General features: G+C 38.2%; 25 protein-coding genes and 2 tRNA genes. 7 read left to right on the top strand and 20 right to left on the bottom strand.

The window, feature by feature from the left end; translation table 11 throughout:
* Positions 1-41: 41 nt before the first annotated feature.
* The 3 genes from B2O97_RS03085 to B2O97_RS03075 form a co-directional block, all read right to left on the bottom strand.
* Positions 42-1,958: a peptide-N-glycosidase F-related protein gene (locus B2O97_RS03085; RefSeq protein ID WP_159333396.1), complete on the bottom strand. Its 1,917-nt coding sequence runs from the start codon at positions 1,956-1,958 to the stop codon at positions 42-44.
* 135 nt (positions 1,959-2,093) lie between these two features.
* Positions 2,094-2,167 (bottom strand) — tRNA-Met (locus B2O97_RS03080).
* Positions 2,168-2,460: 293 nt separating this feature from the next.
* Positions 2,461-2,534 (bottom strand) — tRNA-Met (locus B2O97_RS03075).
* 66 nt (positions 2,535-2,600) lie between these two features.
* On the opposite strand from B2O97_RS03075, the gene B2O97_RS03070 reads away from it, so the two are divergent.
* From B2O97_RS03070 to B2O97_RS03055, 5 genes are all read left to right on the top strand, one after another.
* Positions 2,601-2,978 carry an START-like domain-containing protein gene (locus B2O97_RS03070; RefSeq protein WP_070563117.1) on the top strand — a complete coding sequence of 126 codons (378 nt, stop codon included), beginning with the start codon at positions 2,601-2,603 and terminating at the stop codon, positions 2,976-2,978.
* A gap of 102 nt (positions 2,979-3,080) precedes the next feature.
* On the top strand, positions 3,081-4,565 hold the full coding sequence (locus B2O97_RS03065; protein ID WP_070563119.1) for an LptF/LptG family permease: 1,485 nt from the start codon (positions 3,081-3,083) through the stop codon (positions 4,563-4,565).
* A 71-nt stretch (positions 4,566-4,636) separates the two neighbouring features.
* The gene (locus B2O97_RS03060; protein WP_070563122.1) at positions 4,637-5,851 is read left to right on the top strand and encodes a bifunctional 3,4-dihydroxy-2-butanone-4-phosphate synthase/GTP cyclohydrolase II; all 1,215 of its coding nucleotides are present in this window, start codon (positions 4,637-4,639) and stop codon (positions 5,849-5,851) included.
* A gap of 141 nt (positions 5,852-5,992) precedes the next feature.
* Positions 5,993-6,388, top strand: coding sequence for a thiol-disulfide oxidoreductase DCC family protein (locus B2O97_RS25220; protein WP_369012010.1), 396 nt, complete (start codon positions 5,993-5,995; stop codon positions 6,386-6,388).
* Positions 6,389-6,465: 77 nt separating this feature from the next.
* Entirely contained in the window at positions 6,466-7,899 is a 1,434-nt protein-coding gene (locus tag B2O97_RS03055) for an NAD-dependent succinate-semialdehyde dehydrogenase (protein ID WP_070563128.1), read from the top strand.
* Positions 7,900-7,920: 21 nt separating this feature from the next.
* Here the strand turns inward: B2O97_RS03055 and B2O97_RS03050 are convergent, their stop codons facing one another.
* The 6 genes from B2O97_RS03050 to B2O97_RS03025 all read right to left on the bottom strand — a co-directional run bounded on the left by B2O97_RS03050 (position 7,921) and on the right by B2O97_RS03025 (position 12,740).
* On the bottom strand, positions 7,921-8,814 hold the full coding sequence (locus B2O97_RS03050; RefSeq protein WP_070563131.1) for a DUF4476 domain-containing protein: 894 nt from the start codon (positions 8,812-8,814) through the stop codon (positions 7,921-7,923).
* Between the two features lie 76 nt (positions 8,815-8,890).
* Positions 8,891-9,430, bottom strand: coding sequence for a CopD family protein (locus B2O97_RS03045; RefSeq protein ID WP_070563133.1), 540 nt, complete (start codon positions 9,428-9,430; stop codon positions 8,891-8,893).
* 171 nt (positions 9,431-9,601) lie between these two features.
* On the bottom strand, positions 9,602-10,639 hold the full coding sequence (gene hemE, locus B2O97_RS03040) for a uroporphyrinogen decarboxylase (protein ID WP_070563136.1): 1,038 nt from the start codon (positions 10,637-10,639) through the stop codon (positions 9,602-9,604).
* Entirely contained in the window at positions 10,639-11,157 is a 519-nt protein-coding gene (locus B2O97_RS03035) for a hypothetical protein (RefSeq protein ID WP_236560284.1), read from the bottom strand. Before B2O97_RS03035 ends, hemE begins: the two co-directional genes overlap by 1 nt.
* A gap of 10 nt (positions 11,158-11,167) precedes the next feature.
* On the bottom strand, positions 11,168-11,875 hold the full coding sequence (locus B2O97_RS03030) for a response regulator transcription factor (RefSeq protein WP_070563139.1): 708 nt from the start codon (positions 11,873-11,875) through the stop codon (positions 11,168-11,170).
* Positions 11,865-12,740 (bottom strand): sensor histidine kinase, encoded by an 876-nt coding sequence (locus tag B2O97_RS03025; protein WP_070563141.1) that lies wholly within the window; start codon positions 12,738-12,740, stop codon positions 11,865-11,867. Before B2O97_RS03025 ends, B2O97_RS03030 begins: the two co-directional genes overlap by 11 nt.
* 213 nt (positions 12,741-12,953) lie before the next feature.
* Between B2O97_RS03025 and B2O97_RS03020 the strand changes: the two genes are divergently transcribed.
* The gene (locus B2O97_RS03020; RefSeq protein ID WP_286766924.1) at positions 12,954-13,658 is read left to right on the top strand and encodes a YjjG family noncanonical pyrimidine nucleotidase; all 705 of its coding nucleotides are present in this window, start codon (positions 12,954-12,956) and stop codon (positions 13,656-13,658) included.
* A gap of 32 nt (positions 13,659-13,690) precedes the next feature.
* On the opposite strand, the gene B2O97_RS03015 is transcribed toward B2O97_RS03020, so the two are convergent.
* From B2O97_RS03015 to B2O97_RS03005, 3 genes are all read right to left on the bottom strand, one after another.
* Positions 13,691-14,500: a 3-keto-disaccharide hydrolase gene (locus tag B2O97_RS03015; protein WP_083295832.1), complete on the bottom strand. Its 810-nt coding sequence runs from the start codon at positions 14,498-14,500 to the stop codon at positions 13,691-13,693.
* Between the two features lie 67 nt (positions 14,501-14,567).
* Positions 14,568-17,009 carry a TonB-dependent receptor domain-containing protein gene (locus B2O97_RS03010; RefSeq protein ID WP_115046647.1) on the bottom strand — a complete coding sequence of 814 codons (2,442 nt, stop codon included), beginning with the start codon at positions 17,007-17,009 and terminating at the stop codon, positions 14,568-14,570.
* Positions 17,010-17,108: 99 nt separating this feature from the next.
* Positions 17,109-17,390 carry an ATP-dependent Clp protease adaptor ClpS gene (locus B2O97_RS03005; protein ID WP_046671971.1) on the bottom strand — a complete coding sequence of 94 codons (282 nt, stop codon included), beginning with the start codon at positions 17,388-17,390 and terminating at the stop codon, positions 17,109-17,111.
* Between the two features lie 78 nt (positions 17,391-17,468).
* Between B2O97_RS03005 and B2O97_RS03000 the strand changes: the two genes are divergently transcribed.
* The gene (locus tag B2O97_RS03000; protein WP_070563148.1) at positions 17,469-18,515 is read left to right on the top strand and encodes a 3-oxoacyl-ACP synthase III family protein; all 1,047 of its coding nucleotides are present in this window, start codon (positions 17,469-17,471) and stop codon (positions 18,513-18,515) included.
* Between the two features lie 70 nt (positions 18,516-18,585).
* Here the strand turns inward: B2O97_RS03000 and atpG are convergent, their stop codons facing one another.
* The 8 genes from atpG to B2O97_RS25215 form a co-directional block, all read right to left on the bottom strand.
* Positions 18,586-19,485 (bottom strand): ATP synthase F1 subunit gamma, encoded by a 900-nt coding sequence (gene atpG / locus B2O97_RS02995; protein ID WP_070563149.1) that lies wholly within the window; start codon positions 19,483-19,485, stop codon positions 18,586-18,588.
* A 77-nt stretch (positions 19,486-19,562) separates the two neighbouring features.
* Positions 19,563-21,137: a F0F1 ATP synthase subunit alpha gene (gene atpA / locus B2O97_RS02990; RefSeq protein ID WP_070563151.1), complete on the bottom strand. Its 1,575-nt coding sequence runs from the start codon at positions 21,135-21,137 to the stop codon at positions 19,563-19,565.
* A gap of 54 nt (positions 21,138-21,191) precedes the next feature.
* Complete coding sequence (gene atpH / locus B2O97_RS02985) at positions 21,192-21,734, bottom strand: ATP synthase F1 subunit delta (RefSeq protein ID WP_286766923.1); 543 nt, start codon at positions 21,732-21,734, stop codon at positions 21,192-21,194.
* A gap of 29 nt (positions 21,735-21,763) precedes the next feature.
* Positions 21,764-22,264: a F0F1 ATP synthase subunit B gene (locus B2O97_RS02980; protein WP_070563156.1), complete on the bottom strand. Its 501-nt coding sequence runs from the start codon at positions 22,262-22,264 to the stop codon at positions 21,764-21,766.
* 96 nt (positions 22,265-22,360) lie between these two features.
* Positions 22,361-22,549, bottom strand: a complete 189-nt coding sequence (gene atpE / locus B2O97_RS02975; RefSeq protein WP_021188666.1) for an ATP synthase F0 subunit C — start codon at positions 22,547-22,549, stop codon at positions 22,361-22,363.
* Between the two features lie 34 nt (positions 22,550-22,583).
* A complete protein-coding gene (gene atpB, locus B2O97_RS02970; RefSeq protein ID WP_070563159.1) occupies positions 22,584-23,780 on the bottom strand; it encodes a F0F1 ATP synthase subunit A in 1,197 nt (398 codons plus the stop codon).
* Between the two features lie 106 nt (positions 23,781-23,886).
* On the bottom strand, positions 23,887-24,273 hold the full coding sequence (locus tag B2O97_RS02965) for a hypothetical protein (RefSeq protein WP_046671964.1): 387 nt from the start codon (positions 24,271-24,273) through the stop codon (positions 23,887-23,889).
* The gene (locus B2O97_RS25215) at positions 24,270-24,485 is read right to left on the bottom strand and encodes an AtpZ/AtpI family protein (protein WP_070563162.1); all 216 of its coding nucleotides are present in this window, start codon (positions 24,483-24,485) and stop codon (positions 24,270-24,272) included. The genes B2O97_RS02965 and B2O97_RS25215 overlap by 4 nt, the downstream gene beginning before the upstream one ends.
* Positions 24,486-24,492 lie beyond the last annotated feature (7 nt).

Raw genomic sequence — 24,492 nt, 5'->3', positions numbered from 1 at the left:
AAATCTAAGCACAAAATATCTTCACGCTTTTCTTTATCCGGTTATCTTTTATTTATTCGTCCTTTAAACTGGCTAATACCATCCATCAAAACTTCTACGATTATTCTTCCTGATGGTAAATGACTCACATCATAATTCAGCACAGCCTGTTGAATGGATTTGTATTCGTGTTTTTGCCACAAAACGCCATCAACCATAAAAAGCACAGTCATCTCACTCGGTTCATTGGAGACTACGCTTAGTTGAGTCTTATCCACAACCGACCTTGGATAAAGCGAGAAGGCATATTGCGTTGAACTTAGACCCGTCTCAAATCCACGTTTAGCATGGAAACTAAACATTTCGCCATTTCCACAATCGCTTTCAAAAGCATGAATAAGGTTTCCTTTCAAATCGAAGATTCGTAAATGGCCATCACCATTTTCAGGTTGTGCCCAAAACTGCAGTCCGTTACCTGCGGTATCGGCCAAAGAGAGTGAGTGGTTTCCATCATTAAGGTGTAAAGTATCTCTATACATCGTTGCCGCAGCCAGTTGGGCGCCATTTTTGCGAAAGACCGTATCCTGCTTTGCATTAATTAGAAATATACGATTATCCGCCGGTTTATTATTGGTCATAAACTCCAAAACAAAATCAGTGGGAAATAGCTGCAGCGCGGTAAAGACGCTTTCCGCCTTATTGTCTATAGGCCACGCATCCGACTTGCCATTCGGTTTTAGAAGTGATACCGTAAATACATTCTCCTGATCTCTTTCTTGTATTTCTCCAGGCAGTATAACTTCTGCAACCTGATTAAAAGAAAGATTACCTTTCCAATGAAAAGTTCTGGCAGGGAATCCCTTCGTGCCATAAACAATTTCTAGGGTACGAATCGGCTCAGCACCTAAATTTCTGAAAGAGATCCTTGGGCCAACACTCGCCGGATTTAATCGAGAAAAACGCTGTTCATCACTTGGAACCATTATTGACTCAACGGCAACATCAACTTTTTGCTTAGGGGCAGAATATTGAAACAAGTAAGCGGATATATTTTCGACAGCCTGCACATTATCAGTCGCTGTATAATGTTCCATCTGTAAGGCAATTTGATGGGTACCAACTTTAGTAAATACATCAATAAAATCAGGCTGCTGTAAATCTCCAGGACACCAATATGCGCGGTCATGTACCCAGGTCCCGCCTTGTGGATAAAGTGGATTACCCCCACATTTCTTCCACATATCACGTTTGTCCACAGTCTTTCCATCGAAGGTTAGTTCGCGCCACCGGCTACAGAATTCGCTACAGCCACGTGGTTTATCCATACCATGCCCTGTATGCTGAATGCGTATTCGGCTCAATGCTGCTCCCGCACTCGAGGTATATGTTATTGGCAGTAGATTTTCTGCTATCTTTTCGTTGACATCCCCATATTTATAGGCTTTATTCCACAGCGTTGTTATTCCCAATGGGGTAACAACTGGTGGACCTGATAAAATTTCAAAATCTACGGTAAGTGCCCATCCCACAGTCTTGTCCTCAAAACCAGAATGAGTATAGACAATTTCCACGCTATCCCTTAAGAAAGGAGCAAAATCAGTTACATCGACCTGCCACTTCCAACTCCATCCCTTATTGTAAATACTACCATATGGCGTAAGCATTCTTCCTAATTCATAATTTAGTGCTGGTCCATTTTTCCCTCCTTTACGACGTAATACGATGTGATCCAAATAGTCCCAATGCGCCGTGCGCAAACTATCCGGGCTCCCCAGCGTAACAAACATAGTAACCTTTCGTATAGGATAATTTTCTTTTGGAAATACTCCCCAAGCCGGGTAAGAATTCTCGCCTTTCTGTGCATCACATAGAATGGTTTTCCGTTGATGTGTAACGACGTGGCTTTTTGTGCCTTGTTGTGCAAAAACATGATGGCAGATAAAAAAGCAAAATAGGGTTAGTATAGGTCTTATATTCATTATTTAAATATTATCCATAAAACAATACAAAGATAGATGTAATCTTGCCAGCAGCGAAAAAAAGGAAATGCGATAAAAAGGAAATACATGCAATCATAAAAAAAGCATCAATCTTGTTAAGATTGATGCTTTTAGTAGCGGGGAGCAGAATCGAACTGCCGACCTTTGGGTTATGAATCCAACGCTCTAACCATCTGAGCTACCCCGCCGTTTCGGTATGCAAATATACCACTTCGTATGTCAATTCAAAAGATTTTTTTATTTTTTTACTGATTCTGGCCTATTTAAAACTTGTATTAAACACAACAAACTCATTTTTAACTCAATAAATTTAGCATTGAAAAATAGAAAATGAACTTAAAAAAATTGACAGCCCAAAAAACAACATGTTTATTAAAAAACGGGAGCAACTTTTTACAAAAAAACTTGCAATAACAAAATAAATATGTATTATTACAAATAATAAGTTGATGCAATAAAAAGCAATTTTGGAAGAGATTTGTAGCGGGGAGCAGAATCGAACTGCCGACCTTTGGGTTATGAATCCAACGCTCTAACCATCTGAGCTACCCCGCCATTTTTGGGAATGCAAATATAGCTTATTTTTGATTTAAACAAACTAAAATTTAAAAAAACATTTTTATGGCAGATAAAATAAAATTCCAACTAGAATATATCATCAACTCTTCACCTAGAATTTTATTTCCGTATTTGCAAGAACCAAACGAATTGGCGCAATGGTTTGCAGATGATGTAAACTATAAAGACACCGTTTATACTTTCATTTGGGATGATGAACCTCACCGAGCAAAAATTGTAGCATCAAAAGAAAATAAATCTGTACGCTTTAAATGGCTAGATGATGATCCCTATTATTTCGATCTGGAGATCGATCAAGACGAGCTAACGAATGATGTTGCTCTTAAGATAACAGATTATGCTAAAGAAGAAGACCTTGAAAATAGAAAGTTAATTTGGAAAAATTCAATAGTCTATCTTCAAAGTGTTATAGGTGCATAAAAAAGCCTATCTTTGCAATATATTTCCACTAGGGGCTCCAGCAGGAGCTTCTTAGTTGGGAGATGCCTTAATGTAAAGGCATCAATTTGCTTTGCGTCACGGATGAAAAAGGTTCATTTACTTATTCTTCAAGCTTTCATAAAACCATTTATTGTCACATTCTTTATTGTGATGTTTGTCTTATTGATGCTTTTCCTATTCAAGTACATTGATGATTTGATTGGAAAAGGATTTGAATGGTATACCATCATGGAGCTAATTGGATATCAATGCGTTGTTCAAATCCAAATGGCAATGCCTTTATCCATGCTCCTTTCCTCCATTATGACTTTCGGAAATCTGGGTGAAAGCTATGAATTAGTTGCAATCAAGGCTGCAGGCGTATCTTTACGTAAAGCAATGACCCCGCTATTTATACTCGTTGCAATTTTCGCAACAAGTTCTTTTCTGTTCTCCGATTATATTCTCCCCGTAGTGAACCTAAAAATGGGTACGCTACTTACTGATGTACGTAATAAAAAGGCAGATTTCCTCATCAAACCCGGAATCTTTAACAACACCATTCCAGGTTACTCAATCCGCGCTAGAGGAAAAAACAAAGCGGGAACAATTCTCTATGACTTGATGATCTATGATCATCGTGGCGGTAATACAGCCAATAATGTACTTATGGCCAAAGAAGGGTATATCTATAACTCTCCTGACAACAATTATATGATCCTTAAACTTAAGGATGGTATCCGCTACGAGGAAGCACGGACTAAAAACTCCAAGACCTACGATCCACGCCAGCAATTTACGCGGTTTAAGTTTAAGGAAACAGAGCAAAAGTTTGATATGGGAAGTTTTCAACAGGGTAAAACTGACGAAAACCTCTTCAAGAGCCACCATGCCATGTTAAACCTGAAACAGTTAGACATGTACATCGATTCCAATCATATCAAAATAGACAGCATGGGAAAGGCAATCGTCCGTACATTAGACACCCGATATAATATCTATTCGAAATATTTTAGTGTGAATCAACCCGGACAGCCAAAGGTCAAAGAGGCTAAGATCAAACCTTTTAAAAATTTGCTTACCGATCTCGTTCCACAAGAACAACGAGCACAAATCACTATGAATGCGCTGAACCAATTGAATTATTTAAAGGAAGATCTAAACGGCCGTACACTTGAATTTAAAGATTACAAATCGAAAGATATCCGTTATCGTATTGAATGGCATCGCAAGTTTACCCTAGCTGTCTCCTGTCTCTTACTATTTGCAATTGGAGCTCCACTAGGAGCCATTATCAGAAAAGGTGGACTTGGTCTTCCTGTGGTGATGGCCATCATTTTCTTTCTGATCTATCACATTATCTCTACAGTAGCAGAAAAAACAGCTAAAGATGGTGCCATATCATCAGCCGTTGGCATGTGGATGGCCATTATTGTCTTAACACCATTGGCCGCTTTTCTAACATACAAGTCAACGACAGATTCCGCGTTATTTGATATTGATCAATATAAATTAAAAGTAGAAGCCGCTTGGAAATGGATTAAGGAAAAGCTTGCAAAAAAGAATAAATTGAAAGAATCACATTAGATTGTGACAACGCTATTATAAATAAATTTAGATTCTACACTAACTTTGTACCAATTACAATATATCAATAAATGGATTTCAAATTAAACACGATCGAAGAAGCGATCGCTGATATACAAGCAGGAAAAGTAGTAATCGTCGTGGATGACGAAGATCGCGAAAATGAAGGAGACTTTGTCACAGCTGCCCGCAATGCAACTCCCGAAATCATCAACTTTATGGCGACTCATGGTCGTGGACTAGTGTGTGCCCCAATTACAAAAGAAAGAGCAGATGCATTACATCTGGATCTAATGGTGGGACAGAATACAGCAGTATATGAAACAAACTTTACAGTTTCCATTGACTTACAGGGATACGGTTGTACAACCGGAATTTCTGCGTCAGACCGCTCGAAAACAATTAAAGCAATGATTGATCCTAATATTCATTATGAAGAATTAGGTAGACCAGGACATATTTTCCCGCTAATAGCAAAAGATGGTGGCGTATTACGTCGCACAGGACACACTGAAGCTACCGTTGACCTGGCTCGATTAGCAGGATTTGAACCAGCAGGTGTATTGGTTGAGATTCTAAAAGAAGATGGTGAAATGGCCAGACTTCCAGAACTAATAGAGGTTGCTAAAAAATTTGATTTAAAGATCGTTAGTATTGAAGATCTAATTGAATACCGTCTTAAGCACGATTCTTTAATCAATGAAGAAGTCACTGTTAATATGCCAACGCAATTTGGTGATTTTAAGATGAAAGCCTTTACACAAAAAGACACTGGCGAACAACATTTAGCGCTTTACAAAGGCGAGTGGAATGAAGATGAGCCTATTTTGGTGCGGGTGCACAGCTCTTGTGTTACGGGTGATATTTTTGGTTCTTGCCGTTGTGACTGTGGTCCTCAATTGCACAAAGCAATGGAAATGATCCAGCAAGAGGGGAAAGGTGTTATTGTCTATATGAATCAAGAAGGTCGCGGTATTGGACTGATCAATAAGCTACATGCTTACAAGTTACAAGAAAATGGCTTGGACACGGTAGATGCCAATGTACAATTAGGATTTAAAGCAGATTTAAGAGACTATGGTGTCGGAGCACAGATTCTTCGAAATCTTGGTGTCACAAAAATGCGTCTTATGTCAAATAATCCGACAAAACGTGCTGGCCTAGTAGGTTATGGTCTTGAAATTATAGAAAATGTACCTATTGAAATAACTGCAAATCCCTTTAACGAAGAGTACTTAAAAACCAAAAGGGATCGTATGGGACATACAATCATGAAAAACCTATAAAAAGGAATTAAAAAAGGCGGTGTTTCCAATAGAAACACCGCCTTTTTTACATAGAGGACTAAACTCGGTTAATGATAAAATCTCTCCCTTTTATGATCTTGTTGTGGCAGTACTTTCAATAAATAGAAGTAACTTTATAATATGGAACAACAAGGGAGATATATCATCTTTTTCGATGGTGATTGCTTGATCTGTAATCGCTTTGTTCAACTATTATTAAGAATAAATCGCAGAAAGAAATTCTTATTTAGTTCTTTGCAGTCTGAATTTGCCCGGACCACACTAACAAATATTCCCAAAAATACTGACTCCATTGTTTTCCTATCTCCAACCGGTATCTATCTCAAAAGTGAAGCTGTTTTAAAGATTTGTAAGCAATTGGGCTTCCCATACATGACATGTTATTTACTGAAGATTTTACCACTCAAATGGAGAGATGCGCTCTATGATTATTTTGCTAAAAATCGCTATCGATGGTTTGGAAAAAATGAGTTTTGCACAATACCGTCAAAATCTGAGCGAGAGAGATTCATTTGAACAAACAACGATCATATTGAAGTGAAGTTTAGTTCAGAAATCTTCTAATTATACTTGTGACAATTAAATTTACATCGATGAAAAATACACTTTTAATTGACAGTGCCTATATCAATGGGAAATTTATCAAGTCAAAACACACCTTTGATGTGGTAAATCCTGCAACAGGGAAAGTTATTGCTTCGTTGCCAGATCTAAAAGTAGCTGACTGTACTAAAGCCATAATTGATGCTGACAAGGCGTGGAAAAGCTGGAAAAACACAACTGTACTGGAACGATGCAACACCGTCCGAAAGTGGTACGATCTTATTCAGCAATATAAAGACGATCTAGCGGAAATCATGACCTTAGAAAGTGGCAAACCCCTTAGCGAATCGAGGGTAGAGGTTGACTACGGTAGTTCCTTCGTAGAATGGTTTTCAGAAGAAGGAAAAAGGGCCTATGGTGAGACGATACCTTCTCAAAAAAAAGGAACTAGAATGCTTACAATTAGGCAAGGGGTCGGAGTTGTTGCTGCAATTACACCCTGGAATTTCCCCTTAGCGATGATCACCCGAAAGGTTGCTCCAGCTTTGGTATCTGGTTGTACCATTGTGCTAAAACCGGCATCTCAAACACCATTTTCTGCTATAGCTTTGGCTAAACTGGCTGAAGATGCTGGGATTCCAAAAGGCGTTTTTAATGTGATTACTGGAAAAGATAGTGCTGGTATCGGCAAAGAACTCGCTACGAACAACCTCATACGAAAACTATCTTTCACAGGCTCAACCGAAGTCGGAAAAACACTCATAGAACAATCAGCCTCTAACATTAAAAAAGTGTCTATGGAGCTTGGTGGTAATGCTCCTTTTTTGGTTTTTAACGATGCGGATATTGATGCTGCAGTCGAAGGAGCTATTGCCGGAAAATTTAGAAACTCAGGGCAAACTTGCGTTTCCATCAATAGGTTTCTAATCCAAGAAGAAGTCTATGATGAGTTTTCGATGAAACTTAGCCATGCTGTCAGTAAATTGAAAGTTGGCAATGGACTTGACAAAGGCGTCCAGGTAGGTCCATTAATCAATACAAAAGGGCTAGAAAAAGTGCAGCATCATGTGCAAGACGCGTTAAATCATGGTGCCGAATTGGCTACAGGAGGAAAGGTCATCAAAGACCTATTTTTCCAACCAACTGTCCTGACCAACGTCCCGAAAGAAGCACTTATATTCCGCGAGGAGACTTTTGGTCCTATTTGCGCTCTTTTCAGTTTCAAAACAGAAGATGATGGAATAGCAATGGCCAACGCTACTGAATTTGGCCTAGCCTCCTATTTCTATAGTACAAATATAAATCGCTGTTTTCGTGTTGCTGAACAGCTAGAAGCTGGCATGGTAGGTATTAACACAGGTCTTATTTCAAATGCAGCAGCTCCTTTTGGTGGAGTAAAAAAATCTGGTGTAGGTCGTGAAGGTTCTAAACACGGTTTGGATGAATATATGGAATTAAAATATATCTGCTTCGGCGGTGAATAAAAAAGGAGCAAAATGCTCCTTTTATTTTTTTAAAAAATCCACTAGCTTCTCCCGGGTTGAACTGAACGATAAGGCATCCCCTACTCTCTCATAATGCTGTTTATCCACACAGGTCGGATAAGCATATTTGGCAAAAGCCAGTTTATTATCATCTCGTATAAAAAGTTCCATTAAATCAACAATTTCAGTAACACTTAGGCGCATACTTTTTAATTCCTGAGCAGCTACAGCAAGCCTATCCTGATCGTTTTCCTTCTGATTCAATAGATCGTTCAATCGATTAGAATTCGTCTTATTCATTACTCCGTTATCAGACTGATCATTATCTTCATTTTCAGCATATCCTCTTTGATTCGCTACACCGTCGCGATAAACCTTATCGTCTCCTGATTGCCTATATCGATCATTATTCCATCCTTTGTTATATCCTTCACGATTATTGTCTGGCAAATCGTCACGATCTTCTGATTGTCTGTATCGATCATTACCTTGTTCATTGCGATATCCGTCCCGGTTAGTATAAGGTAAATCCTCACGATAATTACCGTTGTTATACCGATCAACAGGATTCATGGACTCCAAGATAATCCCCCTATTTCCACGTCTGCTACTGACAGAAAATACAACATTCATATATTGTCCATTTCTATTGACAAGTTGCACGCCGCTACCGTTCAACGTTCGTTGCTGCCTATCAGCAAACACAATACGCAGATCATAACGACGACTCGTCAAATTGGGGACCCTGATATCCGTGGAAGCTCTATTGTTATACAAAACGTTGTTGATATAAAGAAAAAATGGAACATCAGTAGAATAGATATTTAATGCTCCTCCAAAAGGTCTGTATCGCTGCGCGAACCCAGCCGTTGCGACAATAAGCAACGAGACCGTCACCAAAATTTTCCTGTACATAATCCGATTCAATTTATAATCTTTCGACTACACAGCATAAAAAAGGATTAAGAAACCAGACGAATTTAACATTTTGTTATGCTTTCTTGTTCCGGTACTTCTTATAAAGTTTTACGGCCATCATTAAAGCGATGGATAAAATTAAGAGCCCCAAAACACCAAATATCCAATTCAGGGCTGACTTTAAGACAACAGTAAAAACAATCGCAAATAATAAAACTGTCGCGACCTCATTAAACAAACGGAGTTTTGTTGAGGTTAATTTGGATTCTTGACGGCTTAATTTGAACATAATCTTCTGGCAGGTAAAATGATAAATTATCATTCCCAGAACGAATGTCAGTTTTACATGCATCCACCCCATGGATAATAAGCCAGGAGAATACCATAACATAACTAGTGCAGAAAAGACTGTGATGTACATCGCAGGAGTAGTAATTACCCACCACAGTAATTTTTCCATCTTACTGAATTCTTTATGCAAAACATCAAATGCTTCCTGACTCTTGTCCTTAGCTTCTGTATGATATATAAAGAGTCGAGGCATATAGAACAGACCTGACATCCAACAAATCACAAAGATAATATGAACTGCTTTTGCATATAAATAGACCATAGGTACAAAAATAAGAAAAGTTAAGAGCAATCAATACGTCCAAACATCAATTGCACAAATCTTACATCCATTATACAAAAGAACACTATCAAAAACACGAGATTGTAGCATGTAACAACAAAAACGACCTGCCAGAGGCAAGTCGTTTTTGTTGTTGAAGTGGATAGCAAACTAATAGCTAAATTCCTTTACAACCTCAATGGCATATTTTACATTATCAAAAGGAATATCCGGCATAATACCATGACCCAAATTGAAAATAAAACCATTTTCACCTCTCATGCGCTCAAATAGTTCGATAATCTTCTTTTTGATAACAGGTTTATCTGCATACAAAACAAATGGATCCAAATTCCCTTGAACAGCAATACCCTGCGGCAGAGATTGTTTAATATTTTTTAAATCTGCATTCCAATCGATAGAAACAACATCAGGTTGCGCTTCGACCATCATTGGTGCAAAAACAGAAGATCCTTTGCAAAAGGAAATGACTGGAATATCCTTACGGTTCAACTTCGCAATAATCTGCTTATTATAATAATGCGAAAAATCACGATAATCATTCCAAGATAAGGCCAAGGCCCAGCTATCAAATAATTGAATTGCATTTACTCCGGCTGCAATCTGCATGTTAAGATATTCAACCGTTACATCTGCAATCTTTTGAAGGATCAGATGTGCTAACTCAGGCTGATTGTTCAACATCAACTTCGTTAACTTAAAATCTTTTGAAGATCCACCTTCAACCAAATAACTTAAAATTGTAAATGGTGCGCCCGCAAAACCAATCAAAGGGATGCGGCTGTCAAGACGTTGTTGAATGACCTTGATTGCATCAGCAACATACTGCAATTTATCCAAACAGTTGGTAGACAAAGCTTCAGCATCCTTTACAGAGCGAACAGGATTAGAAAAACGAGGACCGACACCTTGCTCAAAGGACAGATCCCCTCCCATAGCTTCAGCTGTAACTAAAATATCAGAAAATAAAATAGCGGCATCAATGCCTAGCAAATCTACTGGGAGCATAGTGACATCCGCAGCAATTTCTGGTGTTTTGCACATCTCCAAAAAGGAATATTTATTCTTGATATCCCAATATTCCTTCATAAAGCGTCCAGCTTGACGCATCATCCACACAGGAGGTCTTTCCGTTTGCTGCGAGAACGCAGCTCTAATCAATAAGTCGTTTTGTAAAGTAGTACTCACTATAAATGTTTTGAAATTTCGTTTTCTATTTTTGTAATAATGCTGTTCTGCCTAGCCGTCAGATGTAGCTTATTGGCAACATCTGTATAAGCTCTAGCTCTTTCATAATCCAACTTTCGCAGCGCTATATTTGCTAGATTAATCATAACCATACCCTTTTCATTATCTTTTTTCCAAGGCAGACGCGAAGCTAGCTGAAAATGATATTCAGCCTCATCGACGCGTTCCTCTTTAAGCGCAATGTTTCCCATCATAAATTCATAGAAATTGCGCCTGCCTTTACGAAGTGCATCCGGATTCTTTATCTCAGCAAGTAAGTTTTTTGCCTTTTCATAATCTTGTCTATGAAAAGCCTGCGTTGCCAAAAAAACGGACCCTTCTCTAAAATGACTCCAAATCAAGTAGCCTATTCCACCCGCTATCAGCACAGCAGTTTGATAATGCCCCTGGTATAAGCCATAGCCCAAAAATAATGCAGCAATAAAAATAACGGCTATTCTAGCCTTGATTGTCATCATCTCTTTCTACCTATGCGTTATTGTCGGTAAACTTATAACCAACACCTCTGATAGAATGGAAATAAATCGGATGCTTTTGATCTGGTTCGAAATATTTTCGGAAGGTTAAGATAAAATTGTCGATGGTACGCGTAGATGGATAAACATCGTAATTCCATACGGTCTCCAATATTTGTTCCCGTGATACTGCCTCATTACGTCGTTCAATCAACAGTTTCAACAGCATAGTCTCCTTCTTTGTCAAAGAAGTGATCGTGCCATCCGCATGATGTAGCTCATACGAATTAAAATAGATCGTTTTATCACCGATTTGATAAGAATTTAGTTCTTTCAAATCATCCGGTTTCATGCCACGACGCACCAAATTTCCAACGCGAAGGATCAATTCTTCTAAGTTGAAAGGTTTTACCAAATAATCATCCGCCCCTTTCTTAAGACCCGTAATTCGATCCTCACTGCTATTTTTCGCAGTTAAAAACATGATAGGAACTTCAGTGTTTTGCAGTCGAATAGTTTCAGCTACTTGGAATCCATCTATTTCGGGAATCATCACATCCAAAACCACCAAGTTGAAACGTTCCTCCTTGAAGACTTTTAGTGCTTTTTTTCCATCGGTAGCCGTAGTAACACGGTAACCTTCCATTTCGAGATTCAACTTGATAGCTTCTAACAAGTGTTCTTCATCTTCGACAAGTAATATTCTTTGTTTACTTTGCATTTCTTTCAAATGTTACTTCAAAAATACTCCCTTTAGGAGTGTTATCTTTAACTTTTATGGTCGCGTCGTGCTTCTGCAATACGGTTTTCACGATATATAACCCCAAACCTGTACCTTTGGTTTTTCGTGTTGCCTCACTTCCCACGCGATAAAACTTATTAAAGATAAGTTTTTTCTCTTCATCACTGATACCGATACCATGGTCAGCAACAGAAAAAATTATTTTATTATTCTCCGTATATAATTTCACATCCACCATAGCACATGCCGGTGAATACTTAATGGCATTTTCTATCAGATTAGTAACCACATTACTAATCGCAAACTTATCAGCATGAATAATGATATCCGACTCCAAATAAGGTTTCAAGACTTGCGAACTACAGGAATTCTTTTGAAGTCTATCCACAACCTGTTCTACCAAAGCAGTAAAATTAAAATCCTCTTTCGGCATACTGTAGTTACGGCTGTCCAACTTGGTTGTCATCAATACATTTTCAACCAGATCATCCAAACGCTCGATATCCTTCAGCGAATTTCTCAAGAACGTTTGTTGTTGCTCCTTGTCAAGATCACGTCTCAAAATCGTTTGAATATACAATTTGACAGAAGCCAACGGCGATTTAAGTTCATGTGTGATAGCCAAAAGAAAGTTCTGCTGTTGCTGCAACAGTTTCTGCTCCCTTTCAACCAGTCGCTTCAATCGCCATGCACCCCACAAGAAAATAATCAAGAAGAATATTCCCTCCCCTATGATCATGTTCTTTTTACTCGGATCAAAACGAATAAACATCACCCCCCACCATATCAGTTGCATAACCGCATAGAACAATAGAAAATAAAAGAGTAACAGCGCTTTCTTCATGTGACAAAAATAGGTATTCACCTATGTATTTGGAAATATCCGGAGGATTATGACACAAAGAAGAAAATTAACCGATTCGCAATAAGACTAAAATCACCAAACAGACTCATATAAACCATCGGAGACCCGATAGCGCTAAAAGTGACCTTTAATTTCATCACTAGCTAACCCAACTGACTTGGAATTTAAAATTAATTTGTTTTAATTTTGTATATGTTTAATCACGAGAAAAAAGACATTTTCTTCGACCTGGATCATACCATATGGGATTTTGATAAAAATGCCGAAGAAAGTCTGCACGAGTTATATTTTAAATACAAGTTTGATCACTTGTTCAATCAAGAGTCATCCACTCGTTTTATAGAAACTTATACGGTTAACAATCATCGCCTTTGGGGGCTCTATCATCACGGAAAGATATCAAAACCAGAACTCAGGAAAGCACGCTTTGCCGACACCTTTACTGAGCTCGGTGTCGATCCGGAGTTGTTTCCTGAAGAATTCGAACTGGAATACCTCGCTATCTGTCCCAAAAAAACAAATCTGTTTCCACATGCACATGAAACCTTGGCTTATTTGGGTGAAAGATACAATCTTCACCTGATATCGAATGGTTTTAAAGAGGCCTGTGAGACCAAACTGGAAAAGAGCAACCTCAGCAAATATTTCAAACATATTTTTATTTCGGAAGTCATCGGCGTGAATAAACCGGACCCCCGAATATTTGAGTTCGCTATGACGACTGCTCAAGCTCGGGCGCAGCAATCACTGATGATTGGAGATAACCTGGATGCCGACATCCGTGGAGCCGTAAATGTAGGCATGGATGCCATTTTCTTTAACCCAAATGTTATTGAAAAACCGGACGATGTATCACATATGATTATCGACTTAAAAGAGTTACAATCGATACTATAGCAAATAGAAAAAGCAGCTTAAAGCTGCTTTTTCTATTTTAGAACCTTAACGGTAATATTCTTAAACCAGACATCATTTCCATGATCCTGAAGACCGATAAGCCCTGATTTGCTATCGCCACCAACATGGCTCAACAATTCAAAAGCCAAAGGCCATTTTTCTTCACTGAATTTACTTTTTTGCAATAAATCAATCCACGACTTATCCCATAATGTATATTCAACAACCTTTACACCATTTTGAAAATGCTCGACCTTGCCATTGTTTACTCTGATCTTAACCTTATTCCACTCGCCATACGGTTTACCATTCTGCGGCTTGGCAGGAATCATATCGTACAATGAAGTCGATTTACGGTTTCCATCTACCCCCATTTTAGCATCAGGATGGTTTTCATTGTCCAGGACCTGGCATTCTGGAGACGAGATATAAATCGGCTGTCCTTCCACTTCCTTCGCTAAAAAGAAGATACCCGAATTTGCTCCTTTAGCAACTTTCCATTCCATCTCCAATTCGAAATTCTTAAAATCATGAGCAAAGACCAAATCTCCGCCTTCTTCTTTACCAACATTAGCTTGGCTATCAAATTTGATCGCCCCCTCATTAATTACCCATCTTTTCGGGACTACGGTCTTATCATATCCTCTCCAGCCTTCCAGCGAAGTACCATCAAAAATAACATAGGCTCCAGCTTTATTCTTTTTAAATTTCTTGATATCTACACGAGGTAAATCTAAGATTTTGTAAGCAGGAACCTCTTTTTTTGCTTGCGCTACGGCAGTATTAAGATGTGCTGAAAAAGCAATCACCGATACCGCAAGAACTGTTTTTAATAACTTCATTCTTTTTAGTTTTAGGTTTGTTTTAAAATTAAATTTAAGCATTTGAGTGTATAAAGAGGAATATTTTTTAATATTCCTCTCCACCGCCCATTTCATTTGTATTTGACTCTTTCTTCTTTGATTTGTTTAAATCTTGGCTACCAAACCGATAGGAAAGTGATAAAGTTACCATCCGCTTCATCCAACGGTGCTCAAAATTGGATATAAGTTGAGAGGTTTCTGTCACACCATTCATTTTCCGCGAATTAAATACATCTCTAACATTCAACATAATTGAAGCTTTCTTCTTAAACACATCTTTTTTCAAGGCCAGATCCATACCTTTCATTGCATTCATCTGTCCCTGAGCCATTACACGGGAAGAATTATACTCGCCGCGCACTTGTGCAGAAAATGTTGGCGTAAAACGATAATTAGCGGTCAGATTAGCATTATAAGCGAAATCCTTTCGTTCTTTAATATCATAGTCCGGGTTTGCATTATACTGAATGTGGATCAAATTGAGATTAAATGTAAAGTCAAAATCCTTCGTTGCGTTGATCTTTGAAATAAACTCAAAACCCGAAAGATTACGACTGGTCATATTCTCCCATCTACTGTATGTTCTTCCATCCTCTATCTTGTAAACAAATGGCTGAATAACCTCACTTGCGTGATTGAAATAAGCCGAAGATATGAGGTTTACTTTACCAAAGGTTTTGGCAAAGCTCATTTCCAAACTGTGCACATCTTCCGGTTTCAGATTCGGATTTCCCTGACGATAATTTAAATCATCGGATACGTTTAAAAATGGGTTAACTTGCCAACCACGAGCCCGTTGAACACGGCGCGAGTAGCTAAATTGAACTTTATCCCCATTTTCACCAACATCGTAGGTTAAAAACAGTGTTGGATATAACCTGAAAAATTTCTGTTTAGCATTGGATTCCGTTTCCACAGCAGCTGGATCCTTGGAGAAATAGGTAGACTTCAGCTCAAATTGTTCTCCACGTAGTCCGATTTGATAGCCAATTTTATCCGTTAATTTATTTTGATAATTCGCATAGATCGCATGGACTGTACTCGTGAAATCAAAATCGTTGCTGATTCTATAATCTGGCACATAGTTACCTATAGAATCGAGTGATCTGGAAAACTGGGTATCAAATGACTTTCTGATTTGAGAACGGTAACCCGCCTCAAATTTGCTTACTTCAGAGAAAGGTAAAACATAATCTAATTGAAGGTTGATATTCTTGCCATCCTCAGACGTAACATTCTTCCGTGAAGTGGCCTTCCGTCCATCGGTATAATTTTGAGAAAAATCATTTGTACCATCTTCCTTGTCTCTTCCATAACTTGCATTCCCCGTCAACTCCTCTCCTTCTCGCTTAAATTGATGTTTAAAATCAGCATTTAATTCATAACCCAGATCGTCCTCAAATTGCGTTGAATTTCGAACACTCGTTCCTGTCATCTGCGATTGCTTGAAGAACTCATAATTCAAGTCCTCTATTCGCTTGTTATCACGTATACTTAAATTACCCGAAAAACTCAATGAAGTTCGATCTGACATATTATAATCAAACCCAGCTTTTACCGTATGGCTATTGCCCTTTCTTGACGATTCGGATTCGCTATAATTACGCGTGCTATCACCAAAAAACGTGTTGTCCGTTTTCCCACTTCCCAACATGTTTCGTTTATTGAAGTTATAGGATCCGAAGTAATTGAATTTCCGATCACGATAATTCAATGTTATACCAGCCATATAATTATCATAAGAACCAGCGGATGTATTTATCGATCCGTTCAGCCCTGTTCGAATATTTTTCTTTAAAACAATATTGATAATCCCAGTTTGGCCCTCTGCATCATATTTAGAGGATGGATTTGTGATGACTTCAACTTTTTCAATTGAATTGGCAGGTAGACTCTGAAGCAAAGAAGTTACATCATTTCCTGCTAAAGCAGACTCCCGGCCGTCGATTAAAATCTTCACACTACTTGATCCACGCAAACTGACCGATCCATCCTGATCAACTTGCAAAGTGGGAACATTAGCAAGCACATCAGTCGCTGTTCCACCCGCGCTGACCAAACTCTCACCTACATTGAAGATTTTACGGTCTATACCAATCTGCATGGCTGGAGCTCGTCCTTCAATAACAACTTCATTCAACATATTACCCGTAGGTTTCAAAGCAATTCGACCTAAGTCCTTACTTTTACCCCCTAAGACCGCTATACTATCTATAGTTTGTGTTTCGTAGCCAACATAAGTGATACGGACAATATATTTACCAGGTTTAATATCAGACAACAAAAGGAATCCTTGGGATACAGACTGTCCCCCCTTAACAAGAACGTTACTATGGGCGTCCAAGAGCGCGACACTAGCCGATGAAATAGGTTTAGAGGTTTCGCTATCAACTAAAATAGCTTTGATTTGACCTGTTTGAGCAAAAAGGACAACAGGTAAAAAGAATACAAATAAGAAAGATTTAAACGATTTAGCGTAAAAAAACATGCTTCAGCTTAGTTTATAAGTTATAGTGCAAAGAAAACTAAAACTTATAGACAAAATTGAAGCGTAACCATATTATTACGGTAACAAAAGAATAGTAAATTACTCCACAGAAACAGTCAATCCCTCGGCTTTCAGAATTTTACGATAGATTTCCATCTCCGTATAGGTGCCTTCCAATACAGCACATTTCCCCTCAGTGTGTACTTTCCAGGCAATCTTTTCAGCTTGCTTCTCGGTATATTGTAAATGATAGATGAGACAATGAATCACATGTTCAAACGTATTGGTTTCATCATTCCACAAAATGAGTCGATTAGACTCTTTCACAGAGGCTAATATCTCTTCTAACGTAAAGGTTTCTTCAGCAGTTTGGGTACCCATGCTGCAAAAATAGAATATTTTTTTCTAAATTAACGATAATATAAAAGGGAAGAATACAATCAATTAGAGGAATTTATTATGTTACAGTCAAAAATTGCAGGAATTGGCTATTACGTTCCAAAAAATGTATATACCAATAATGACCTAACACGCTTTATGGATACCAGTGACGAATGGATTCAAGAACGAACTGGCATTAAAGAACGTAGATATGCAGACCGAATAGGCGAAACCACCACCACTATGGGGGTCGAAGCCGCTAAAATTGCCATCGAACGAGCCCATATTACACCTGAAGATGTCGACTTCATCATCTTTGCCACCTTATCGCCAGATTATTATTTCCCGGGCTGCGCCGTTCTACTGCAACGGGAAATGAAGATGAAGGAGGTCGGGGCGCTGGATATTAGAAACCAATGTTCAGGTTTTATATATGCACTTTCTATTGCCGATCAATTTGTCAAAACAGGGATGTACAAAAATGTGCTAGTGGTTGGTTCGGAGAAACACTCTTTTGCACTTGACTTTTCTACGAGAGGACGAGCCGTTTCTGTTATTTTCGGCGATGGTGCCGGAGCAGTGGTTGTGCAACCCACAGCCGAAAACGGCAAAGGAATCCTGAGCACGCACTTACATTCAGACGGAGACGATGCCGAAAAGCTAGCTATGTATTATCCCGGTGCATCCAGTGGAATTTGGCTGGATAAAATGCCCGATTGGCCGGACCAAGAATTGGGAGGATTATTGATGACCAAGGAGATGCTCGAAGATGGGACTGCGTTTCCAAATATGGATGGACAGGCCGTCTTCAAAAAAGCTGTTGTCAAATTCCCTGAGGTTATTCATGAAGCACTAGCAAAAAATAATTTAAAAACTAATGATATCGATTTATTAATTCCACATCAGGCCAATCTTCGCATTTCGCAATTTGTACAGAAAACACTTGGATTAAGGGAGGATCAGGTATTCAACAATATTCAGAAATATGGTAATACCACTGCAGCCTCTGTACCGATAGCACTATGCGAGGCTTGGGAAGAAGGAAAGATTAAAGACGGTGATCTCGTATGTTTGGCAGCTTTTGGAGCAGGATTTACGTGGGGTTCAGCCTTAATTCGATGGTAAAAAATAGCATATATAAAAAAGGTGATAATCTTTCGATTATCACCTTTTTTATATATTTCCAAATAAAGGATTATCCGTTTGATAATGCCGCTGCACCAGATACGATCTCCGTCAATTCTGTTGTAATTGCAGCTTGACGTGCCTGGTTGTAAGATAGCTTCAGTGATTTGATTAAGTCACCGGCATTCTCTGTAGCTTTATCCATTGCCGTCATACGTGCTCCATGCTCAGAAGCATTCGAGTCTAAAACAGCTTTGTATAATTGAATCTTGATTGCTTTAGGAATCAATTCCTCGATAATCTTCTCTTTGGAAGGCTCGATGATATAATCCACCTCAGCTTCTATTTTTGCTTTATGCGTATGTTGTTTGTTTTCTTCCGCAGGTAATAATGGTAAAATCTGTTCTGCAGTCAACTCTTGAACTGCAGCATTTTTGAACTGATTATAAACCACTTCAACACGATCAAAATTACCTTCTTTGAATTGCTCCATGATAAATTCAGTCACCACAGATACAGAACCAAAATTTAAATCAGAAAACAAATCAGAGTGATTAGCTACCACATTGAAGTTACGTTTCGAGTAGAAGTCATAACCCTTTTTACCAATACCAATGATACTCAAATTGCCCTTAGCATGTTGCTCAGCATATTTGTTAAAGATCAAGTTATTAGTCGTTTTGATAACATTTGCGTTGAATGCTCCAGCCAAACCTCTATTAGAAGAAACAACAACGATTAATACCTTATTTGGCTCGCGATCCACTGTAAAAGGAGAGTTACTTCCCTCAACACTCGCAGAAACATCCGCCAAAATATCTCTTAGTTTATTCGCATATGGGCGCAATTGTAAGATAGCGTTAGTAGCGCGCTTCAATTTAGCAGCCGAAACCATTTTCATAGCTTTCGTGATCTGCTGTGTTGATGATACCGAGGTAATCCGGTTTCTTACTTCTTTTAAATTTGCCATATTTGTTTTAAGTATTAAGTACCTAGTATTGAGTATTGAGCCTAGTCAATAGACTCAATACCAAATACTCATTACTATTAATATTTTGATGCTAAATCCTTAGCTACTGTTTCTAACACTGCAGTTAATTCATCGGAGAACTTATTAGCTTTGAAAGCTGACAATACTTCTGGATGACGTTGTTCCAATTGAGTCAAGAATTCTTCTTCAAATTCTCTCACTTTATTTACAGGAACATTACGCAATAAACCTTTAGTTCCGATATAAATAATCGCAACTTGTTTCTCTACAGAAACTGGAGAATATTGACCTTGTTTCAAGATCTCAACGTTACGAACACCTTTATCTAAGACAGATTTAGTAGCAGCATCTAGATCAGAACCGAATTTCGCAAAAGCTTCCAATTCACGGTACTGAGCTTGATCTAACTTTAATGTACCAGATACCTTTTTCATCGGTTTGATCTGCGCATTACCACCTACACGAGATACAGAGATACCTACGTTGATCGCTGGACGAATACCTGCGTTAAACAAGTTAGACTCCAAGAAAATCTGACCGTCTGTAATTGAAATTACGTTGGTTGGGATATATGCAGAAACGTCACCAGCTTGGGTTTCAATGATCGGAAGGGCAGTTAATGAGCCACCGCCTTTGACCAAGTGTTTGATCGATTCAGGTAGATCATTCATGTTGCGCGCGATATCATCTGAAGAGTTGATTTTCGCTGCACGCTCCAACAAACGACTGTGTAGATAAAATACGTCACCTGGGTATGCTTCGCGGCCCGGTGGACGACGTAACAATAAAGAAACCTCACGGTAAGCTACAGCTTGCTTAGACAAATCATCATAAACGATCAATGCTGGACGACCTGTATCACGGAAAAACTCACCGATAGCAGCACCTGACATTGGTGCATAAAACTGAAGTGGAGCTGGATCAGCAGCAGATGCAGCCACAACTACTGTATAAGCCATAGCACCTCTTTCCTCCAATGTACGCACGATATTCGCAACTGTAGAATTCTTTTGACCTACGGCAACGTAGATACAAAATACAGGTTCTCCTGCATCATAGAATTCTTTTTGGTTCAAGATTGTATCGATACAAACAGCTGTTTTACCTGTCTGACGGTCACCAATAACCAACTCACGTTGACCACGACCTACTGGAATCATTGCATCGATCGCTTTAATACCTGTTTGTAATGGTTCAGTTACCGGTTGACGGTAGATAACACCCGGAGCTTTACGCTCGATAGGCATTTCATACAAATCACCTTGAATAGGTCCTTTACCATCGATTGGTTGACCTAAAGTATTTACAACACGTCCCAACAAGCCTTCACCAACTTTGATGGATGCAATACGGTTGGTACGTTTAATAGTATCTCCTTCTTTGATCTCATCCGAAGGACCTAAAAGTACAACACCAACGTTGTCTTCTTCTAAGTTTAATACAATACCTTGTAATCCGTTATCAAATTCAACCAACTCACCGGACTGAACTTTAGTTAAGCCGTAAATACGAGCAATACCGTCACCTACAGCAAGTACGGTACCCACTTCCTCTAGTTCGGCTTCTGATTTAAAGCCCGACAATTGCTCTCTTAGAATTGCCGAAACTTCATCTGGTCTTACCTCTATCATTTTAATTATTATAAGGGGTTTTTTGATTTATTTTACTTCAAGTATCAGAACAAATTAATTATTCTGATTCAAATATCTTTCCAATTTATTCAACTTACCAGCAATACTTGCATCAATTTGGCGATCGCCGATATTGACTACAAATCCACCGATCAAACTATGATCAACTTTATTGATCAATATCACTTGAGCGTTGGTTTCCTTCGCAAGTACATCTTTCATCGCTGCCAAATTAGCTTCAGAAAGTGGCGCTGCAGATGTAACTGTAGCTTTCACAATTCCTTTTACCTCGTTATACTCACGAATAAATTCTTGAGAAGTGGCATATACAATCTCGCCACGACCTTTGTTGATCATGATCTTAAAGAATGCCAAGATATTGGGATTGATCTTATCTTTAAATAGCGCATCCAATATGTTTTTCTTCTTGTCCAAAGGAACAATAGGATTGGCAAAAACAGCTTGCAATTCTGTACTGGATTTTAAAACAGCAATTAATGAATCCATATCCGCCTTGACTGTCTCCAGTGAGCCTTGCTCGCTAGCCAAGTCAATTAATGACTTAGCGTATCTTGATGCTACTTTAAATACTGACATAATTCTATTTCGTAATTTGAGTGACCGGATTAGTTCAATTTAACGTCATTAAGCAAATCTGCTACTAGAGCTTCTTGCTTTCCTTGGTCCTCAAATTCTTTGTTTAACACTTTACGAGCAATATCCAAAGACAAAGAAGAAACCTGAGACTTAACCTCAGCCAAAGCTTTGTTCTTTTGTTCGTTGATCTCGATTTTTGCTTGTGCAATCAATTTTGCACCTTCAGCCTGTGCTTGCGTTTTTGCCTCAGTTACAATCTTATCTTTAAGTTCTTTTGCTTCCTTAAGGATAACATCGCGTTCTGCGCGAGCTTCTTTTAGTAATTGTTCGTTCTCATTTGTTAAACGAGCCATTTCTAATTTCGCTTTTTCAGCAGCCTCTAAAGCACCTGCAATACCTTTTTCACGTTCGTCTAGGGCATCAACAATTGGTTTCCAAGCGAATTTACCTAATAAAAAGATAATAACCACAAGGACGATGACCATCCAAAAAAACAAACCGTACGAAAACGAATGTATTAATTTATCCATTGTTATACTATATAATGATAATTCTTATTTTTTAAGATTCAGGAATAATATAACCTGCAACCAACCGTTGCAGGTTATATTATAAAACCGTTGTGACTATTTACCTAATAATAAAGCACCGAATGCTAAACCTTCAAGTAAGGCACCAATGATAATCATTGCAGTTTGGATTTTAGATGCTGCTTCTGGTTGACGAGCGATAGCTTCCATTGCAGAACCACCAATTTTACCTAAACCTAAACCTGCACCGATAACGATTAAACCGGCTCCAATTAAATTGTACATAATGTATGATTTGAATAATTAAAAAATTTACTAATTAATGATCGTGATGTTCTTCAACAGCCATACCGATAAATAAGGATGACAACATCGTAAAAATAAATGCTTGTAAGAATGCTACCAATAATTCGATAACCATCAAGAAGATTGTCAAGAACATGGAAACACCGATACTACCCACTACAGTCAATTGGTGTTGCAATAAATAAACAATTGCAATCAGTCCCATTACGACAGTGTGACCAGCTGTAATATTTGCAAACAAACGTACCATCAACGAAAATGGTTTTGTAAACAATCCCAATACTTCAATTGGTGCTAAAACAAATTTAAATGGAACCGGAACACCTGGCATCCAAAAAATATGCTTCCAGTAGTTTGCGTTTGCTTTGATATTGACAATTAAGAATGTAAAAAGAGCCAAACATAAAGTGACTGTGATGTTTCCTGTAACGTTAAACCCTAGTGGTGTCAAACCAACCAAATTCAAAATCCAGATCAAAAAGAATACAGACAATAAATAAGGCATGAATTCCTTGTAACGATGACCAATGTTTGGAATAGCCATCTCATCACGTACATAGATAACCAAAGGCTCCAATACACGTCCAACACCTTTTGGCAAATTGTTAGCACCTTTTTTATACGTTTTAGCCAAACTAATAAATGCCCAAAACATTAAAAATGCAGCCAAAAACAAACCGACAACACTTTTAGTGATCGAGAAATCTAAAGGCATCGCTACAGATGGATGAAAATCAACAGCATCATGAATTTCATGAGAACCAATCACATAAGAAGTTTCAAATTCCTTTTTCTCTTCTTTTCCATCTTCATTTATAGTCATAACATAACTACCATCAGCATTTTTACGATACTCATGACCAGCCAAATTACCGGCAGCATCAGTCTTATAAATTTTTCCGTGGTACAATGCATAATACTGACCGTCAACCTCAGCAACTTTATTACCGTGATCGAATGCTGAAGCCATAAAAACTTTCAAGCCATTATCGATCAAAATAACGGGCAATGAAAAACCATAATGTTTACCTGTCTCTTCATCCGAAAAGAAGCTAAAATAATAATCATCTTGTAAGTGATGCTCAATATGGCTATTGATTTCCTCAGCCTGCGATTTTTCTCCGTGTGCATTCTCATTCGCCTTTGTTAAAAATGGCGCAACTGCAAACAGAATAACTGCTAAAAATTGAAGTGTTCTTTTAAGACTCACGATACTACTATTATGTTATTTAAAATTTTTTGCGAAAATACTATATATAAAGCACAAAAGCTACTTTAATATTACATTTTTTTGAAAAAACTATCGTTTTTCTCCCTTAGGATTTGTTTAAAGCCTTGTAAGCAAATATAACATCGTAAAAAAGGAATAAAACGACAACGATCAAATAGTTATATTTTAAAATATCAGCCTGCGGTTTTGCCAACCCATTATGGATGTATACATAATTTAGGACAAACTTTAAAGTCAATAATCCCAAGAAAACAAAACCAACATACTGCGGAAATTTCTGCGAACAGTAACTTATCCCCACCATGATGATCACGGATAATATCAGTTGAAAAATATAAATTTCATACAATGGAAAATGTAGATCTTCCAAGGAATGAATACCATCAAAAGATTTTAATAAAAAGAAATGAACGGCAAAAATCAAAACCGCTACAAAAAATAAAATAAGGGTCTGCTTTATATATACTATCATCTATCGTTTAATCGATTCACTTGTCTAATGACTTGATATAGAGAAATTCCAATCCCGCCAAGGGTACAGATCTTCATCCATAGTTGGTTCTCCGCATGAAACTTACCGTCCAGCCAATCCCCTAATAAATAAAATACATAAATGGTAAAAACCATCTGGGTTGAAATAGTCGTCAGCACAAGCCACTTGTTAGGATCTTTCTTGTCTTCCATAAGCAAT

The sequence above is a fragment of the Sphingobacterium sp. UBA865 genome (genome assembly GCF_002295765.1).
Taxonomy (GTDB): Bacteria; Bacteroidota; Bacteroidia; order Sphingobacteriales; family Sphingobacteriaceae; genus Sphingobacterium; species Sphingobacterium multivorum.
The sequence above is the reverse complement of the archived record's forward strand: the minus strand, read 5'-3'. Positions and strand labels throughout refer to the sequence as shown.

Bases quoted from the DNA above. Each gene is read 5' to 3' on its own strand.
- B2O97_RS03055 (WP_070563128.1), top strand. From the start codon at position 6,466: ATGAAAAATACACTTTTAATTGACAGTGCCTATATCAATGGGAAATTT.
- B2O97_RS03010 (WP_115046647.1), bottom strand. From the start codon at position 17,009: ATGTTTTTTTACGCTAAATCGTTTAAATCTTTCTTATTTGTATTCTTT.
- B2O97_RS03025 (WP_070563141.1), bottom strand. From the start codon at position 12,740: ATGAAGAAAGCGCTGTTACTCTTTTATTTTCTATTGTTCTATGCGGTT.
- B2O97_RS25215 (WP_070563162.1), bottom strand. From the start codon at position 24,485: ATGGAAGACAAGAAAGATCCTAACAAGTGGCTTGTGCTGACGACTATT.
- atpH (WP_286766923.1), bottom strand. From the start codon at position 21,734: ATGTCAGTATTTAAAGTAGCATCAAGATACGCTAAGTCATTAATTGAC.
- B2O97_RS25220 (WP_369012010.1), top strand. From the start codon at position 5,993: ATGGAACAACAAGGGAGATATATCATCTTTTTCGATGGTGATTGCTTG.
- atpG (WP_070563149.1), bottom strand. From the start codon at position 19,485: ATGGCAAATTTAAAAGAAGTAAGAAACCGGATTACCTCGGTATCATCA.
- B2O97_RS03015 (WP_083295832.1), bottom strand. From the start codon at position 14,500: ATGAAGTTATTAAAAACAGTTCTTGCGGTATCGGTGATTGCTTTTTCA.
- B2O97_RS03020 (WP_286766924.1), top strand. From the start codon at position 12,954: ATGTTTAATCACGAGAAAAAAGACATTTTCTTCGACCTGGATCATACC.
- B2O97_RS03005 (WP_046671971.1), bottom strand. From the start codon at position 17,390: ATGGGTACCCAAACTGCTGAAGAAACCTTTACGTTAGAAGAGATATTA.
- B2O97_RS03030 (WP_070563139.1), bottom strand. From the start codon at position 11,875: ATGCAAAGTAAACAAAGAATATTACTTGTCGAAGATGAAGAACACTTG.
- B2O97_RS02980 (WP_070563156.1), bottom strand. From the start codon at position 22,264: ATGGATAAATTAATACATTCGTTTTCGTACGGTTTGTTTTTTTGGATG.
- B2O97_RS03085 (WP_159333396.1), bottom strand. From the start codon at position 1,958: ATGAATATAAGACCTATACTAACCCTATTTTGCTTTTTTATCTGCCAT.
- B2O97_RS03045 (WP_070563133.1), bottom strand. From the start codon at position 9,430: ATGGTCTATTTATATGCAAAAGCAGTTCATATTATCTTTGTGATTTGT.
- B2O97_RS03050 (WP_070563131.1), bottom strand. From the start codon at position 8,814: ATGTACAGGAAAATTTTGGTGACGGTCTCGTTGCTTATTGTCGCAACG.
- atpE (WP_021188666.1), bottom strand. From the start codon at position 22,549: ATGTACAATTTAATTGGAGCCGGTTTAATCGTTATCGGTGCAGGTTTA.
- atpA (WP_070563151.1), bottom strand. From the start codon at position 21,137: ATGATAGAGGTAAGACCAGATGAAGTTTCGGCAATTCTAAGAGAGCAA.
- B2O97_RS03035 (WP_236560284.1), bottom strand. From the start codon at position 11,157: ATGATGACAATCAAGGCTAGAATAGCCGTTATTTTTATTGCTGCATTA.
- B2O97_RS03060 (WP_070563122.1), top strand. From the start codon at position 4,637: ATGGATTTCAAATTAAACACGATCGAAGAAGCGATCGCTGATATACAA.
- B2O97_RS03070 (WP_070563117.1), top strand. From the start codon at position 2,601: ATGGCAGATAAAATAAAATTCCAACTAGAATATATCATCAACTCTTCA.
- B2O97_RS02965 (WP_046671964.1), bottom strand. From the start codon at position 24,273: ATGATAGTATATATAAAGCAGACCCTTATTTTATTTTTTGTAGCGGTT.
- B2O97_RS03000 (WP_070563148.1), top strand. From the start codon at position 17,469: ATGTTACAGTCAAAAATTGCAGGAATTGGCTATTACGTTCCAAAAAAT.
- B2O97_RS03065 (WP_070563119.1), top strand. From the start codon at position 3,081: ATGAAAAAGGTTCATTTACTTATTCTTCAAGCTTTCATAAAACCATTT.